Annotated in this window: 13 protein-coding genes; 5 read left to right on the top strand and 8 right to left on the bottom strand. The window is 73.0% G+C overall.

All coding sequences use genetic code 11. The features are described 5' to 3' along the window. Nucleotides 1-34 precede the first annotated feature (34 nt). The 5 genes from ACFV57_RS36030 to ACFV57_RS36050 form a co-directional block, all read right to left on the bottom strand. Nucleotides 35-1,648 (bottom strand): APC family permease, encoded by a 1,614-nt coding sequence (locus ACFV57_RS36030; protein ID WP_385241184.1) that lies wholly within the window; start codon nucleotides 1,646-1,648, stop codon nucleotides 35-37. Further along, complete coding sequence (locus ACFV57_RS36035) at nucleotides 1,645-3,114, bottom strand: aldehyde dehydrogenase family protein (RefSeq protein ID WP_385241186.1); 1,470 nt, start codon at nucleotides 3,112-3,114, stop codon at nucleotides 1,645-1,647. The genes ACFV57_RS36030 and ACFV57_RS36035 overlap by 4 nt, the downstream gene beginning before the upstream one ends. Nucleotides 3,115-3,333: 219 nt before the next feature. Next, nucleotides 3,334-4,908 (bottom strand): AMP-binding protein, encoded by a 1,575-nt coding sequence (locus ACFV57_RS36040; RefSeq protein WP_385241188.1) that lies wholly within the window; start codon nucleotides 4,906-4,908, stop codon nucleotides 3,334-3,336. Between the two features lie 439 nt (nucleotides 4,909-5,347). Continuing rightward, nucleotides 5,348-5,653, bottom strand: coding sequence for a putative quinol monooxygenase (locus ACFV57_RS36045; RefSeq protein WP_385241191.1), 306 nt, complete (start codon nucleotides 5,651-5,653; stop codon nucleotides 5,348-5,350). A 94-nt stretch (nucleotides 5,654-5,747) separates the two neighbouring features. Then, nucleotides 5,748-6,575, bottom strand: a complete 828-nt coding sequence (locus ACFV57_RS36050; RefSeq protein ID WP_385241194.1) for a 2-keto-4-pentenoate hydratase — start codon at nucleotides 6,573-6,575, stop codon at nucleotides 5,748-5,750. A gap of 347 nt (nucleotides 6,576-6,922) precedes the next feature. Here ACFV57_RS36050 and ACFV57_RS36055 point away from each other — a divergent pair, with 347 nt between their 5' ends. The 3 genes from ACFV57_RS36055 (at nucleotide 6,923) to ACFV57_RS36065 (ending at nucleotide 9,741) form a co-directional block, all read left to right on the top strand. Further along, nucleotides 6,923-7,690 (top strand): serine/threonine protein kinase, encoded by a 768-nt coding sequence (locus ACFV57_RS36055; protein ID WP_385241197.1) that lies wholly within the window; start codon nucleotides 6,923-6,925, stop codon nucleotides 7,688-7,690. A 29-nt stretch (nucleotides 7,691-7,719) separates the two neighbouring features. Then, nucleotides 7,720-9,243: a protein kinase gene (locus ACFV57_RS36060; RefSeq protein ID WP_385241199.1), complete on the top strand. Its 1,524-nt coding sequence runs from the start codon at nucleotides 7,720-7,722 to the stop codon at nucleotides 9,241-9,243. 156 nt (nucleotides 9,244-9,399) lie between these two features. Continuing rightward, nucleotides 9,400-9,741 carry an SH3 domain-containing protein gene (locus tag ACFV57_RS36065; protein WP_385241202.1) on the top strand — a complete coding sequence of 114 codons (342 nt, stop codon included), beginning with the start codon at nucleotides 9,400-9,402 and terminating at the stop codon, nucleotides 9,739-9,741. 120 nt (nucleotides 9,742-9,861) lie between these two features. Here the strand turns inward: ACFV57_RS36065 and ACFV57_RS36070 are convergent, their stop codons facing one another. Continuing rightward, nucleotides 9,862-10,362 carry a hypothetical protein gene (locus ACFV57_RS36070; RefSeq protein WP_385241205.1) on the bottom strand — a complete coding sequence of 167 codons (501 nt, stop codon included), beginning with the start codon at nucleotides 10,360-10,362 and terminating at the stop codon, nucleotides 9,862-9,864. Between the two features lie 282 nt (nucleotides 10,363-10,644). On the opposite strand from ACFV57_RS36070, the gene ACFV57_RS36075 reads away from it, so the two are divergent. Beyond that, nucleotides 10,645-11,142, top strand: coding sequence for an SCP2 sterol-binding domain-containing protein (locus ACFV57_RS36075; RefSeq protein WP_385241208.1), 498 nt, complete (start codon nucleotides 10,645-10,647; stop codon nucleotides 11,140-11,142). A gap of 294 nt (nucleotides 11,143-11,436) precedes the next feature. Further along, nucleotides 11,437-11,952 (top strand): lytic polysaccharide monooxygenase auxiliary activity family 9 protein, encoded by a 516-nt coding sequence (locus ACFV57_RS36080; RefSeq protein ID WP_385241211.1) that lies wholly within the window; start codon nucleotides 11,437-11,439, stop codon nucleotides 11,950-11,952. Between the two features lie 64 nt (nucleotides 11,953-12,016). Here ACFV57_RS36080 and ACFV57_RS36085 read toward each other — a convergent pair whose 3' ends face one another. Continuing rightward, on the bottom strand, nucleotides 12,017-13,936 hold the full coding sequence (locus ACFV57_RS36085; protein WP_385241214.1) for an OmpL47-type beta-barrel domain-containing protein: 1,920 nt from the start codon (nucleotides 13,934-13,936) through the stop codon (nucleotides 12,017-12,019). After that, nucleotides 13,933-16,350, bottom strand: a complete 2,418-nt coding sequence (locus ACFV57_RS36090; protein ID WP_385241281.1) for a ThuA domain-containing protein — start codon at nucleotides 16,348-16,350, stop codon at nucleotides 13,933-13,935. Before ACFV57_RS36090 ends, ACFV57_RS36085 begins: the two co-directional genes overlap by 4 nt. Between the last annotated feature and the right edge of the window lie 196 nt (nucleotides 16,351-16,546).

The following is a 16,546-nucleotide window of genomic DNA, read 5'->3' on the forward strand; positions in this document are numbered from 1 at the left end:
CCGCGTGGCGTCGAAATACTCCTAACCGAATGACCTAGGATTTCTCCTGCGGGGTCTCGGCGGCGTGGCCCGCCAGGACGCAGGTGCGTTTGCGCTGGACGAACCAGTAGTACGTGAAGCCGCCGCCGGCGACGATGCCGATGAACAGGAAGGCACCCCAGCGCAGGTACCAGTGCTGCGGGCCGGTCGCGTTGTAGACCTCGGCGCGGGGCCAGGCGAGGTTGGTGGCCATCGCGGTACCCCACAGTACGGCGAGGATGTTGACGGGCAGGCCGAACCGGCCCAGGGAGAACTTGCCCTTGGCCGGTTCCCAGTCCTTGCGCAGCCGCCGGACCAGCATCGGCACGGTGACCATCAGATACGCCACGTAGATCATGATGATGGCGATGCTGGTGATCACCGAGAAGATCTGCGGCTGGTTGACGTTGACCAGCAGGATGCAGACCGCGATGCACCCGATGATCACCGCGGGCGCGACCGGTGTCTGGAAGCGCGGGCTGACCCGGGCGAGCAGCGAGGCGGCCGGCAGGTTGGTGTCCCGGGCCATCGCGAACGCCAGCCGGATGCCGGCGGTGTGCACGGCCAGCGCGCACACCGTGATCGCGATGACCACACACCACAGCATGATCTCGCCCATGGTCGTACCGAGCGTGCTGAGCACGACGTACTGGAGGCCGTCCACGGACAGTTCCTTCGCGTGCAGGTCGGGCGTGGCCAGCAGCGCGAACAGCAGGATCAGCCCGCCGATGAGGAACGAGGCGAACAGCGCCCGCAGGATCGCGCGGGGCGCGTTGCGGCCGGGGTCCTTGGACTCCTCGCCGAGCGACGACGCCGTGTCGAAGCCGTACATGACGTAGGCGGAGGCGAGGGAGGCGGTGAGGAACGCGCCGAGATAGCCCAGCGACTCGCCCTTCTCCAGCCCGTAGGTCTCGGTCACCGCGCCCGGTCCGCGGGTGATGTGCGCGGCCAGCAGCACGATCAGCGCCAGGGCGGCGACCAGCTCGATGGCGACGCCGGCGGAGTTGATCTGTGCCATCAGCTTGACCCCGAACGCGTTGACCAGCGTGGTGAACACCACGAGGACGGCGCCGAGCAGCACGGCGTTGGCGGCCTGGTCGGTGCGGCCGCTGCCGTCGCCGATGAACTGGAAGAACGAGGAGATCTGCGGCAGCGTGACCTGGTAGGCGAGCGCCACGGCGGCCAGCGAGACCATGGTGGCGGTCATCATCATCCAGCCGCCGAGCCAGCCGACGTGCGGACCGCCCAGCTGCTTGGACCAGTTGTAGACCGAGCCGGCCACCGGATAGCGGGCGGCCATCTCGCAGAAGCACAGGGCCACCATCAGCTGGCCGCAGAAGACCATCGGCCAGGACCACCAGTAGGCGGGCCCGCCGTGGTTGACGCCGAAGTAGAAGAGCTGGAAGGTGCCGGTGAGGATCGAGATGTAGCTGATGCCGGCGGCGAAGGTGTGGAAGTTGCCGAGGGTGCGTTTGAGTTCGGGTTTGTAGCCGAGTTCCGCGAGCGACTCGTCGTCGCCGGAGGTGTCGGTCTCCCCGGCCGGCGCGGTGTCCTCCCCGTCGCCGTCGCCGTTGGCCGCCCTGCTGTCGTCCGGCGTGGTGCCGCCCGCCGCGGGCCCGGTGCCGCTCACTCGAACCACCGCTGCGGCCGGGGCGTGGTGTTGTGCCAGATGTGCTTGGCCTCCTGGTACTCTCCGAGCCCCGCCGGGCCCAGTTCGCGCCCGACGCCGGACTGCTTCATGCCGCCCCACTCCGCCTGCGGGACGTACGGATGGAAGTCGTTGATCCACACTGTTCCGGCGCGCAGCCTGGCGGCCACCCGGTGCGAACGCTCCGCGTTCCGCGTCCACACCCCGGCGGCCAGCCCGTAGACGGTGTCGTTGGCCAGCGCCACCGCCTCGTCCTCGTTACGGAACCGCTCCACGGTCAGCACCGGCCCGAACGACTCGTCGCGGACCACGGACATGCCGGGGGAGCACTCGTCCAGCACGGTCGGCAGGTAGTAGAAGCCGTCCCGCAGCCCCTCGTCGTCCGGGCGCGCGCCGCCGCAGCGCAGCACCGCGCCCTCGGCCAGGCCCGCCGCCACGTACTTCTCCACCTTGTCGCGGTGCTGCGCGGAGATCAGCGGGCCGCTGCGGGCGTGCTCGTCGAACGGCCCGCCCAGCCGGATCGCCCGGGCCCGGCGCACCACCTCGTCCACGAAGTCGTCGTGCAGAGCGTCCTCGACGAGCAGCCGCGTGCCGGCCGAGCAGACCTGCCCGGAGTGCAGGAACACCGCCATCAGCGCGTAGTCGACGGCGGTGTCGAAGTCGGTGTCGGCGAAGACGAGATTGGGGTTCTTGCCGCCCAGCTCCAGCGCGATCTTCTTCACGGTGGGCGCGGCGGCGGCCATGATGGACCGGCCGGTGACCAGCCCGCCGGTGAAGGACACCAGGTCCACCCGCTCGTCGCCGGTCAGCGGCGCGCCGACGGCGGCGCCGGCGCCCAGCACCAGGTTGGCCACCCCGTCCGGCAGTCCGGCCTCCGCCAGCGTCCGCATCAGCAGGATCGCGGTGTGCGGGGTCAGTTCGCTGGGCTTGAGGACGAAGGTGTCGCCCGCGCCGACGGCCGGGGCCACCTTCCAGGCGGTCTGGAGCAGCGGGTAGTTCCACGGTGTGATCAGGGAGCACACGCCGACCGGCTCGTACACCACCCGGCTGTCGACCTCCGGCTGTCCGGTGTCCACCACCCGCCCGTCGTTGCCGGACGCGACCAGGCTCCCGAAGTAGCGGAAGCAGTTGGCGATGTCGTCCATGTCGTACCGGCTCTCCACGAACCGCTTGCCGGTGTCCAGGGACTCGGCTCGCGCGTACGTGTCCTTGTCGCGCTCCAGCAGGCCGGCGACGCGCAGCAGCAGCGCCCCGCGCTCCGCGGCCGGGGTGCGCGGCCACGGCCCGTCGTCGAACGCCGCGCGGGCCGCGGCGACGGCGGCGGCCGCGTCCGTGGGGCCGGCCTCGTCGACGGTGGCGACCAGCGTGCCGTCCGCCGGGCAGCGGATCTCGCGTGCCTCCCCGTCGGCCGCGGCGGTCCACTGACCCCCGATGAACAGCTCCGGCATGGGTGCGCCTCCGTGCCTGTGCTCGCGGGCGGGCGGCCCGGCCGGACGGCCCGCGGTGACGATCTTTGCACCGAGCGTAGGCGGGGCCGGGTGCGCACGCATGGTGCGCTGCTCCGGGTGGTGGCGCGGGGAGCGGGCCGGGTACGGGCGGCGCCCGGCGTGCGACGGACCGGCCGCCGTCTCCAGGGGACGGCGGCCGGTCCGGTCGTGCGCGGTGGGTCAGGCGGCCGAGCGGGTCGCCAGCTCGCGCAGCTGCTTCTTGTCCGGCTTGCCGGCGTCCGTCAGCGGCAGTTGCTCGACGAACTCGATACGGGTCGGCTCGTACATCGCGCCGCGCGCCTCGCGCACCATGGCGCGCAGGCTCTCCTCGTCGACGCGCTCGCCGGCGGCGGGCACCACGGCCGCGTACACCTGCTCCATCCGGTCCGCGTCCCGCACGCCGAAGACGGCGCTCTGCGCGACCTGGGGGTGGGTGTTGAGGAGGTCCTCCAGCTCGGTGGTGTACACATGGCCGCCCACCACGACGATCATGTCCTTGATCCGGTCGACGATGGTCAGGTAGTCCTCGTCGTCCAGGAAGCCGATGTCGCCGGTGTGCAGCCAGCCGTCGCGCAGCACCTCGGCGGTCAGCTCCGGCTGCTTCCAGTAGCCCTGCATGATGCTCTTGGAGCGGATGCAGATCTCGCCGTGCTCGCCGCGCGGCAGGTCGCGGCCGTTCTCGTCGCGGACCGCCACCTCGACGTTGGGCAGGATACGGCCGGCCGAGCGCAGCCGCTCCAGGTTCTCCGGGTCGTGGTCGGCGGCGGGCAGCACGCTGATGCCGCCGGCCTCGTTCTGCCCGTAGAACTGGACCAGCACCTGGCCGAAGCGGCGGATCGCGTCGGCGATGCGGGCGGGCGAGGACTGGCAGCCGCCGTAGGTCAGGCAGCGCAGGCTGGAGGTGTCGGTGGTGGCCGCGTCCGGGTGGTCGGTGAGCCGGTACAGCAGCGGCGGCAGCAGGAACAGGTGGGTGATGCGCTCCCGCTCGACGGTCGCGAGCACCTCGGCCGGGTCGAAGTCCTCCAGGAGCACCACGACGCCGTGCTCGCGCAGCGTGACGTCGGCCATCATGCCGCCCGCGTGCGCCAGGGTGGTGCAGACCAGGAGCCGGGACACCTCGTCGTCCGAGGGGCGCTGCCAGAGCACCTTGGCGTCGCCGGCGTCCTCGTCGTTGTCGGCGACGAAGGAGCGGACCTGCCCGTAGGTGGTGCAGATGCCCTTGGGGTGGCCGGTGGTGCCGCCGGTGTGGCGGATGGTGCAGACGTCGTCGGGCCGCGCGCCGCTCGGGAACGGCTCGTCGCTCTCGGCGGAGGCCAGTTCCAGCAGGTCGGTGCCGGTCTTCGCGGGGCCCAGGGACAGTACGGTCGCCACCGGCGCCAGGGCGACGAGTTCGGCGGCGCGCTCGTCGTAGCGGGGGTCGACTATCAGCGCGCTGGTCTCCACGTCCTTGACGATGGTGGCCTGCACGTCGGCGGAGAGCTTGTTGTAGAGGTGGTTGACCCGGCAGCCGACGAGGTTGGCGGCGTAGCGGGCGGCGATGGTCTCGGGCAGATTGCCGCTGAGCAGCGTGACGGTCTGGCCGCGGTCGATGCCCTGGTTCCGCAGCGCGCGCGCCATGCGGTGGACGAGGGCGCGGAACTCACCCGCGGTGACGCGTCGCCCTTGGTGCACCAGCGCCTCACGCCCGGGGTCGGCCCCCAGGGCGTCGAGGTTCTCCTCCACGTAGGTGCGGAAGTCGTGCGCGGTGTCGGGCATAGGTGATTCCTCCTTGATTCCGGGGCAGGACGGCTAGTTAGTTGCCCCGGACAACCATTTCCATGCTAACGGCCGTCGATCAAGGGTTCCAAGTTGAGGCGAACGCGTGTTGGCGGGCCTTTTACCGAGACGCGGACATTCGGCCAACCGTGTCGGCCGGTTAGGGGCGTCGGTGTGGGCGGCCCGCCCCGTCCTTCGTCTCCAGGGTCCACGAAGCGGCAGGTCACGCGCGCGGCGGGGGAGGTTCCGGGCTTCGCGAGAATGGCCGGTAAACGGGGTGCGGGTGCGCGGGGAAGGTATACGGAGGGCGGCGGCCGCGTATTCCGTGGCGGCGGCCGCGCGCGAAAAATGCGCACCGTCCGAAATGGCGGACTTTCGGCGGTAGCGAATTGACGGAGTATTTACCTGTCTTTTACGGAAGTGGTTCCGCGCGGTGTGCCTAAAGCGTGGATTTGCCCGGGTCGCCCATCGGGACGGCGTCCAGTACGGCGACATCCATCGGCGCGGCGAGCAGGCCGGTCACCCCGGCGGCGATCGCGGTGAGCGCCGCGCCCCGGGAGTGGGCGTCCAGCGCGGCGCCGTCCGCCCAGTTCTCCACGACCACCACCCGGTCCTCTCCCGCGTGGACGGCGTACAGCAGACAGCCGTCCTCCTCGTGGACGGCGGGCGCGTGCGAGCGGAAGACGTCGAGCGCCGCCTCCAGCTCGCCGGGCTTCGTCCTGACCGTGGCGACTACGACCGGCATACCTGCGACCTCCAGGGGAACGGAATGTCGAACGAACCTATCCCACCGCGGCGCCCGGCCCGTAACGCCAGGTCAGCTCGGAGACCCGGACGGGTCACGGTGCGGTCGCGAAGGCCACGCGTACGTCGCCGAGCCCCTCGATCCGGGCCTCCAGGGCGTCGCCGGGCCCGGCCGGCACCGCCGGACCGAGCGTCCCGGTCAGTACGGCGTCCCCGGCCCGCAGCGGGCGCCCCGCCCGGACCAGCGCGTCCGCCAGCCACAGCACCACGTTCAGCGGATGGCCCGGCTCCGCGGCGCCGGAGCCGGTGGAGACCTCCGCGCCGCTCCGCTCCAGCACCATGCCGACCCGCCGCAGGTCCACCGCGCCGAGCGGGACGGGCCGGTTGCCGAGGACGTACATCCCCGCGGAGGCGTTGTCGGCGACCGTGTCGGTCAGCGTGATGTCCCAGTCCCGGATGCGGCTGCCGATGACCTCGATCGCGGGCAGCGCGAACGCCACCGCCCGCAGCAGGTCGGCGGCGGTGTGCCGCTCGTGCGTCAGATCGCTCTCCAGGACCAGCGCGATCTCCGCCTCGACCCGCGGCTGGAGCACCGCCCCCGCCGGTATCTCCGCCCCGTCCGGTACGGCCATGTCGGCGAACAGCATCCCGAAGTCGGGGGTGTCGGTGCCGAAATGCGCCTGCGCGGCCGGGCCGGTGATGCCGATCTTGCGGCCGGTGATACGGGCGCCGCCGGCCAGCCGGGTGCGGGTGAGCGCCTCCTGCACCGCGTAGGCGGCGTCGGTGTCCGTGCCGATCAGGTCGCGGACCGGGGCGCACGGCACGCCCGTGGCGCGCGCGTCGAGCAGCCGCCGCGCCGCGGCCTCCACGGCCGGGCCGGGCGACGTTCCGGCCGCCTCGGTGATGTGCGTCGTCGTGGTCACTGGGCTCCCTCGTCCTTCAGGTCCGTACGCGGGTGTCGGCCGGCCCGGAGAAGAGGCCCGGGGCCGCCCCCGTCCTCCCGGCCGATGCCGGCGCCCCGCTGCCGCCGCACGGGTCCCACCAACCCCGCAGGCCTCAGCAGTTGACTGCCATGATCCCGGTTCGGGCGGCGGCCGGGAAGCCGGACCGGCTGTCGTCGGCCAACGTGTGCGCCCGGGGCAGGCGAGGTCCCGGACAGGCGTCGCCCGGCCGGACGAGGTCGGCCAAAACCACCGCCCTGTCATGGCGGGATCGCCGCGGCGGCGCGTGGTACGGGTGGACGTGCCGATGCGCGAACGGGGGAAACGTCATGGACACCGTCATCGTCCAGCTGCCCGAACAGGAGGGGTGTGCGCGCCAGGGGCGCGCCGACAGGCCGCGGCTGCTGCGGCTCGGGCCGGGGGACATCGCGGACTTCGGGCGCGGGGCGCCGGGCGGCCCGGTGGCCGTGCCGCTGTCCGACCCGGGCGTCTCGCGCCTGGCCGGGCAGCTCACCGCCGCCGAGGACTACTGGCGACTGTCCAATTTCAGCCGGGCCGTCACCTACGTCGTCGAGAACATGGAGGGCGCGGGGGAGCACATCAAGGTCGCGCCGGGACGGCTCGGCGCCCCGGTCCCGTTCGAGTTCTCCCGGGTGCTGCTCCCGGCCACCGGCGGCGAGGCGTCCTTCAAGGTCTTCGCGCCGGAACACGCCTACCTGGACGGCGACCCGTACGACGGGCTCGGCGAACCCACGACGAGCCCCTTCGCGCTCGACCCGACCTCCAAGTACTTCCTGGTGCTCCTCGCCCTGTGCGAGCCGCGCCTGCGCCACGCCTCCAGCGGCGCCGTACCGGGCGTCGGCGACGTGCTGGAAAGGCTCCGGCCGCTGGAGACCTGCCGACGGCTGACCCGCTCCGCCGTCAACTACCACATCGACTACCTGACCTCGGTGAAACTGCGGCTGCGCACCGAGGACGCGGCGGCGCCGGAGACCCGCGGCGGCGGCAAACGCGACGAACTCGTCGCCTTCGCGCTGCGCTTCGACCTGATCCGCGAGGAACACCTCACCCTGCTGTCCCCGGGCGGCGGGCGATGAGGCGCGAGGCGGGGTGAGGGCGGACCGCGATGGACGGATCGAGCACCACCCCGCCGCCCGGCGTCCGGCCCGGCTACCGGATCGGCGACTGGCGGCTGGCCGGGCCCATCGGGGCGGGCAGCTGGGGCACCGTGTACGCCGCCGAGCACACCGCCGACGGCCGCCCGGCCGCCGTCAAGATCCTGCGGACCGACCTGCTCGCACCGGGCCAGCGCGCGTGGATGGAGGAGCTGGTACGCCGCGAGGTGCGCTTCAGCCTGGCGGCCGAACACCCCCACGTCGTACGGACCCACGCCGCCCTCACCGTCGAGGACCCGGACCACCCGGAGCTGGACGGGCTCACCGCCCTCGTCATGGACCGGGCCGAGCACAGCCTGCGGGACCTGCTCGCCGACGCCGCCGACGGGCCGCTGCCGGACGCGCCACGGCTCCTGCGGGAGATCGCCGACGGGCTGGCCCACCTCCACGGGCGCGGCTGGGTGCACGCGGACCTGAAACCGGCCAACATCCTCCTCGCGCCCGACGGCACGGTGTGGCTCGCCGACTTCGGCCTCGCCGCCGAACTGGAGGGCAGCCACGCGTACGTACCGCCGCTCGGCTCGCTCGACCACGTACCGCCCGAGTGGTGGTCCCAGCGCACCGGGCAGCGCGGCGCCACGGTGCGCCCCACGGCGGACGTCTGGGCGTACGGCGTGCTGGCCCACCAGGTACTGACGGGCGGCCGGCACCCTTTCCCCGGCCGCACCGCGCGGGCGCGGGCCCTGGCCGCCCAGACGTACGCGCACGGCGGCGCGCCCCTGCGGCTGGACGGCCGGCTGCCGCCGGAATGGCGTGAACTGATCGGTGACTGCCTGCTGCCCGACCACGCGTCCCGGGCCCGGCACACCGCCGGCGAACTGTCCCGGCGCGTACGGAGGCCGGCGGACGCGCCCCGCCCCCGGCGCCGTGCCGCCCGCCGCCCGGTGCTGCTCGCGGCCGGTGCGGCGCTGCTCGCGACGGCCGCGGGGGCCGGGGTGCTGCTGGCCTCCGACGGCGGTCCGGGCCGGGCCGCCGCGGGGGCGTCGACGTCCGCTTCGCCGCCCGCCTCCGCGTCCGTCGCCGGGACGCTGCCGAAGGACTCCGACGTACCGCGGTCCCTGCGGCCGTACATCACCACGGCGGCGCAGCGCTGCGCGGGGGAGGAGGTGACGCCCGCCCTGATCGCCGCCATGCTCAAGACGGAGAGCGGCTTCGATCCGCACGCGCGCCGCAAGGACGAGTTCGGCATCGCGATGTGGACCCCCTCGGTGTTCCGCGCGTGGGCCGTCGACGGCGACCACGACGGCCGCAAGGACTACTGGTCGCCGCCCGACGCCATCGCGTCGATGGGCTCCTTCCTGTGCTGGCTCGACGAGCGCTTCAAGGAGAGCGGGCTGCGCCGCGACCTGCCCGGGCTGATCGCCGCCGGGTACCGCACCAGCAGCCGGGTCGTCATCGACACGGGCGGCGTGCCCGCCCGTACCCGTGGCTACGTGGACCAGGTGGCGCGCCACCTCGCCCGGTACTCCCGCTGACCCCGCCCCGACCTGCGCGGTTGCCGCGCCCCTGACAGATGTCAGGTACCGCGGCGGCCCGTACCGGCGCAGGGTGGATCACGTAAGGCAGGGAGCCGCCCGGCAACGGCGGCGACCACCGCACACAACGGGGAAAAGCAACGGAAGGACAGCACCATGCGCACGACCGCAGTCACCAGGACGATCGCCAGGCTGGCCGTCGCCACCGCCGCCACCGGCGCGCTCGTCGCGACCGCCGGCGCCGCCCACGCCACCGCCCGTACGCAGGGCACCGCCACCCCGGCGCACGCCGCGCAGCAGACCGCCGCCCGGGTGTGCACCGTCAACGACAACGGGGTCAACTTCCGCGGCGGGCCCGGCGAGAACTTCCCGGTCCTCGGGAAGGTCAACGCGGGCCAGAAGCTGAACATGCGGGGCCAGCAGGGCAACTGGGTCATGGGCGACCTGTGGGGCGGCCCCACCGGCGTGTGGGTGCACGTGGCCTACCTGAACTGCTGAGGTCCGGCTCTCGGGGGACGCCGCGCCGGGTTCGCGCCGCACAGCGCGGCCCGGCGCGGCGGCTGTGCGCGCACGCGCCGCCCGGACCCCGCCCGCCGGGGCCTGCCCGCCCGGGGGCGGCTACTGCTCCGTGCCCGGCTGGATGTCGGAGATCCGCAGGGTGTTCAGGTCGGAGGTGACGAGCAGATGGGTGTGGCGCGGCTGCTCCGGGCCGCCCCAGGTGAGACGGACCCGGGTCCAGGCGCGGCCCATGGCGCTGTCGTTGTAGGTGACGCGCCAGGCCGTCGGGGTGTCCTGGGCGCGTAACACGCCGTCCGCGTGCTGCCGCTGCTCCCAGTTGGCCAGGCGTGCCCGCAGCTCGGGGGTGAGGTAGTGGGCGCGCAGCGCCTGGGCCAGCGCGCCGCGCCCGTCGTCGGTCACCGCGTCGAGGTAGCTGCCGTAGAAGTCGGCGACCCGGTCGACGGCCGAGTCCGTACGGCCGCTGCGGGTGGGTACGTCGGCCGCCCGGTCGCCGGCCGGTGCGGGCGCGGCGGTGGCGCTCGACCCGGCGGGCGCGGTGACGGCGAGCGCCGACAGGGCGGTGGCCAGGGCGATGCGGCGGACGGTCCGGTTTCCGGACATGGTGACGCTCCTCTTTCCTGGTGCCTCCCCTCCCGCCGGTGCGCCGTGCGGGCGGCGGCCGGGTGCGCTGCGCGGGAGGAGAGGCGGGTACGCCGGAAGGGCCGCCTCCGCGCGGTGCACAGCGGACGGGTATCCGGCGGGCGGGCCGCCAATCCTCCGGCGCCGGGCGCCCGCGCAGAACGGCGTGATCCGCTTCCCGTGCGGCCGGATGTGGCCGGTGGGGGAGCCGGGACGCGCCGGGTGCGGGCCCCGGCGGGCGCCGCGCGGTGGCGCACGTGCACCATGCAGGGACAAGCGTCGTGCGATGAGGAGAGTGCCGTGGCCCGAGACGTCAGGTCGCTGCTGGCCGAGCTCGACTTCGCGAGCGTCACGCCCGAGGAGTTCGCCCGGATCGTGAAGGGGCTGTCCGCCAGGGAGATCACCGGGCTGGCGCGCGGCGAGCTGCGGGAGCGGGTGCTCGGCGAGGTCTTCGGGAGGATGGGGCGGCAGTTCCGCCCCGAGGCCGCGGCCGGGCTGCACGCGGTGATCCGCTGGCGGATCACCGGCGAGCGGGAGGCGGTCTGGGAGACCACCCTCGCGGACGGGGTCTGCACGGTGCGCGAGGGCGCCGGTACGGCGGAGCCGCGGCTGACGCTGACGATGGGCGACGCGGAGTTCCTGCGGCTGGTGTCGGGCAACGGCAACCCGGTGACGATGGTCCTCACCCGCAAGGTCAAGGTGTCCGGTGACCTGGGGCTGGCCGCCAACATGAACCGGTATTTCGACATCCCGAAGGTCTGAGGGGGGTAGACCCTCCTGAGGCTCCAGTGACCGGTGGGGCGGGAGCAGTTGATGTCCACCCTCTTGACCGCGGCCTGCCAATCGGTAAAGTCTAGACCAATTGGCGAGCGGGAATCCGGTTCTCCCCACGTAGTCGGCATGCACCACCGGGGCGGCCGCGGTCCTCGCGCGTCGGCACCACACCTTCGCGTCACCCCACCCCCACCAGCGGGGCCCGCCCCGGGCCGCGCGCACCGCGCGACAGCGCCGGTACGCGCCGGCTCCGCGCCGGGCCCCCACCGTGAAGGAGTCGACATGCACCAGAAGAGGAAGATCGCCACGGCCATCGGCGCCGCGGTGGCCCCGCTCCTCGTCGTCACCCTGCCCGCGAGCTCGGCCAGCGCCCACGGCTACGTGAACGCCCCGGCCAGCAGGCAGGCCCAGTGCGCGGCGGGCACCGTCTCCTGTGGACCCATCAAGTGGGAACCGCAGAGCGTCGAGGGCCCCAAGGGCCTCAAGAGCTGCAGCGGCGGCAACGCGCAGTTCAGGGAGCTGGACGACGACAGCAAGGGCTGGAAGGCGACCTCCGTCGGCAGCTCCCAGGCCTTCACCTGGCGGCTGACGGCCCAGCACCGCACCAGCACCTGGCAGTACTTCATCGGCGGACGCAAGATCGCGGAGATCAACGACAACGGCGCCAAGCCGCCCGCCTCCGTCACCCACAACGTGAACTTCCAGGGCATCAAGGGCAAGCAGAAGGTGCTCGCCGTCTGGAACGTCGCGGACACCGCCAACGCCTTCTACGCCTGCATCGACGTCAACATACGCTGATGCCGGTCCGGGGCGGCGGGCCCGCGCCCGCCGCCCCGGCTTTTGCCCGGCAACTCCCGTACCGCTACAGCTCCTTGACGCGGATGTCGCGGTAGGAGATGACATCGCCGGCCCCGTGCACCTGAAGGCCGATGTACCCGGACGCGTACCGGCGGCCGTCGGTGCCCGGGTCGTCCGCCCGCGGCGGGGAGAACTCCTGCCCGCCGGTGTTGTCGAACTCGTTGATCAGCACACCGTTGCGGAAGACCGAGTAGTGCTGGTCCACCACCCGGATCTCGTAGTCGTTCCAGGTGCCCTTCGGCGTGACACCCGCGCCGCCGAGACCGACCCGGTCGAAGCCGTACACCGACCCCGTCTTGTACGCGTCGCCGTCCGGCCGGTCCAGGATCTGGATCTCGTGCCCGTACTTGATCGCCACCCACTCGGGCCGCGACTCCTCGGGATGGTCGTACACGGACGGGAAGCGCACGAAGACACCGCCGTTGGCGTTGCCGGTGCCCGGCGCGTCGTCGCGGAACCGCAGCCGCAGCGAGAAGTCGTCGTACCGGCGTCCCGGGAACCACAGCATGCCCATGCCGGGAACCGTGGAACTGCTGGTCATGGCGCCGTCGGCGGTCAGCCCGAAGGCGCCGCCGCCGACCTGCCGCCAGCGCTCGAACGACGCCTTCGTACCGTCGAACAGGTCGCGGTAGCCGGTGTGGTGGCCGGGCGTACCGATGCCGGACCGCTCGGCCGCCGCGTCGACGGCCCGGCGCTCGCGCTCGTCGAGCACACCGTCCGCGAGCAGGCCCGCGGTGACCGACCTGACGTGCTTGAGGAACAGGGCGCGCGAGGACCAGTCCTTCTCGTCCTCGATCAGCTCGTTGACGGTGCAGCGGTTGCGGGTGACGCGGTTGGGCACACCCGTGTCCACCGTACCGACGGCGACGGTGCGCCGCTCGTCCCACTCGGGGCAGTTCGGCGCGGGCACCCCGCCGCCCGGGACCACGGTGAAGGACACCCGTACCGCCTCGGACGTGTTGCCCGCCCGGTCGGTGGCGCGGTGCGCGACGGTGTGCCGGCCGGTGCGGTCCACGACGACGGGCGCCGTGTACGCGAGGAACGGGCCGCCGTCGAGCGCGTACTCGGCCGTGGCGACGCCCGACCCGTCGTCGGCGGCGGTGACCGTCACGGTCGCCCGGCCGATGTAGTCCCCGTCCGAGTTGCGCTGCCCCTCGGCCGTCGCGGAGGTCCTCGGCGGTGTCGTGTCGCCCGCCGGCGCCACGACCGTGAACCCCACCGACTTCTCGGCGGCGGTGTTGCCGGCCTTGTCGGTGGCGCGGTAGCGCACCTGGTACGTACCGGGCTCGCGGACCAGCACGGGCGCGGTGTACGGGCGGAACGCCCCGCCGCCCACCGCGTACTCGACGGTGGCGATCCCGGACCCGGTGTCGGAGGCGGCGACCGTCACCGTCGCCCCGCCGACGTACGCGCCGTCGGCGTCGCGCACGCCGTCCACCGTCGCGGACGTCTGCGGCGGAGTGGTGTCCGCGCTGCCGCCGTCCGTGACGACCAGGACGCCCTGCATCTGCTCGTGGCCCGGGATGGTGCAGTGGTAGCGGTACCTGCCGGGCGTCAGGGTGACCTCGGCCGTGTACTTGCCGCCCTGCGCGTCGCCGGGGTTGGCGAGGATGTTCAGCTGCACGTCGTTGTTGTACTGCGGGTCGGATATGTCGAAGGTGAGGGTGTGCGGCATCCCCATGGTGTTGCCGGTGGCCGTGCTGTTCTCGAAGACGATGGTGGTCCGGCCGGCCACGGCGGTGGCGGGCGCGGTGGTGTACCTGGTGATGTCGTCGCCCGCGGTCCAGGTCAGGGTCTGCCGGGCCGGTGGCGGCTCGGGGCCCTGCGGGCGCGCCGCCGGACGGCCGTGGGCCGCCGTGGCGGTCAGGCCGACGATCATGAGCAGGGCGGTCAGCAGCAGCGTCCACCCGCGCCGTGTGGTCATCGGCCGGCCTCCCGTCCGGCGCGGGCCAGTTCCGCCGGGCGCGGGGTGGGTTCGCCGCCCGTGTACGTCACCCGCCACAGCGCGGACTTGGCGTCCGAGGTGAAGAACCCGCGCCCGTAGTCGAGGACGTACAGCGCGCCGTCGGGGCCGAACGTCCAGCCCATGAGGTTGCGGATGCCGTCCGCGCCCACCGGCACGATCTTGTCCAGGCTCTCCGCGTGCGCCGGAAGACCGCCCGAGCCCGCCGTCCGCGGGTCCATCACCAGCGCGTGCCGCGGCTGGTCACCGTCGTAGAAGTCACCGACGAACCACTTGCCGTCCCAGTAGGCGGGCCAGGCGCCCTGGCCGGTGGCCGCCGTGTCATGGCGGTGGACCGGGCCGTCCATCGCGGCCTGGCCGCCGCCCTTGAGCCAGGGGAGCAGCAGTTTCTGCTCGGACAGCCGGTAGCTGGGGACGCCCTGCGCGTCGCGCGGGAAGTCGGGGCCGCCGCCCTGGGGCGCGTACCAGACGTTGTTGGGCTCGGCGGGCGGGACGGCGACCAGGCCGTCGTTGTGCGGCGACTCGTTCCTGAGGTGCGCGCAGTCGTACCAGCCCAGCGGCTTCGACGGATCGGGCAGGTTGCGGTCGCGGTACGGCTGGTTGTTGCCCATGCAGTACGGCCAGCCGCGGTTGCCCGCGTGGGTGATCACGGCGAACGTGTCGTACTTGGCCGGGCCCCAGGTGGTGCTGGGCTCGGTCGCGTCCGGACCGACCCAGCCCGCGTACAGCGTGTCGGTCTTCTTGTCGACGGAGATGCGCGACGGGTTGCGCACGCCCATGACGTAGATCTCCCCGCGCGTCTTGCCGCCGCCCTCGTCCGGCTCCCTGCCCGTGAAGAGATTGCCGTCCGGGAGGGTGTACGTGCCGTCCGGTTCGGGGTGGATGCGCAGGATCTTGCCGTTGAGGTTGTTGGTGTTGCCCGCGGTGCGCCGCGCGTCGGCGAAGGCGGCGCCCTTGTACGCCGGTTGCGGGTTGTTGCCGGAGTAGCCGTCGCTGAAGCGCGAGGAGTTGTTGTCGCCCGTGGCGATGTACAGGTTGTTCCTGGAGTCCCAGGCCATGCCGCCGCCCGCGTGGCAGCAGCTGTGCACCTGGACCGGCCACTTCAGCAGAACCTTCTCCGAGGCCGGGTCCAGCTTGTTCGTCCGGGCGTCCAGTGTGAAGCGGGAGACGCGGCGCTCGGCCGTGCGCGTCGTCCGGTCGACGCCGGAGTGCGGGGTGTAGTGCAGATAGATCCAGCCGTTGGTGAGGAACGCCGGGTCCAGCTCGATGCCGAGCAGCCCTTCCTCGTTCTTGACCAGTTCGTCGCCGCCGCCCTTGTTGCCGAAGACGGTCACCGTGCCGGCGAGCGAGACCTTGCCGGTCCTCGGGTCCCAGACGTGGACGGTGCCCTCGCCCTTGCCGACCGCCGGATCGTTCCAGTCGGTGACGACCGGGGCGCTTCCGTCACCGCCGCCCCGGCCGATGTAGAAGACCCGGCCGTCCCCGGCGGTGACCAGCCCGTGCGGCTCGCCGATCTGGTCCGATTTCCCCGGCTGGTTGGGGGCGGTGAGCCGTTCGGCCTTGTAGTGCGAGGTGATGGTGGCCTGGCAGTCGGCGCGGGCCAGCCGGGTGGTCCACAGCAGCGCGCCGCGCAGATGCGTACGGAAGTCGGCCTCGCGGAAGCTGTCCGGCGTGCCGCCCATGCCGGTGTAGAAGGACCGGCCGCCGTCGTAGTCGCGGCACCAGGAGACGGGGTGGTCCCAGCCGTTGGCGCCCGGTCCCGGCCGGTAGGTGTTCTCCCGCACCCGGGCCACGGTGTGCACCGAACCGCTCGGGTTCGTGGCCCAGTTGAGCCACTTGTCCGGGCGCTTCCACTGGACCGGCAGGCCCTTGGTGGCCGGGTGGCGGCGGTCGCCGACCTCGACGACGGCCCGCTGCGCCGTGCCCGGGACGGTGGCCGCGGGACGGGCCCCGATCAGGCCGGTGAACCAGTCCGAGTACGGTTCGGCGCGGGCCGCGTCGTGGATGCCGACGAATCCGCCCCCGGCCTCCAAGTAGCTCTCCAGGCCCGCCTCCTGCTCGGGGTCGAGGAGGTCGCCGCCGCCGGTGAGGAGGACGACCGCGTTGTACGTGCCGAGGCGCGGGTCGGTGAAGACCGAGGCGTCGTCGGTCGCGTCCACCGCGAAGTGCTCGGCGGGCGGGCCCGTGCGGCCGATCCGCTCGACGGCCTCGATGCCCGCGTCCACGGTGGGCGGCTCCGCGCCCGCCGAGGCGTGGAAGACCAGGACGCGGACGTTCTCGCCGCCCGGCGGGCTCGGCAGCCGCAGTCCGGCGCCCGGCCCTCCGGCGCTTGCGGGCGCACCGCCGAGGAGGGCCGCCGACCACGCCAGGACCAGCGCGGAGAGGCACGCGCCCCGCCGGGCCGACGGGCGTACCGGTGGTCTGCCTCCTGGCGGCGCCGGTCTGCGGGAGTGCGTCAACGCGCGCACGTACCGTGGGAATTGGCGCCGGATTCGTCGCACGGGTGCACCCGCCCCTCTGTGGCCACGGACAGCAGCAGCCGTTGAAGCTAGACCCCTTTCGGTGACTCGC

The organism is Streptomyces sp. NPDC059788, from assembly GCF_042732265.1.
GTDB lineage: Bacteria > Actinomycetota > Actinomycetes > Streptomycetales > Streptomycetaceae > Streptomyces.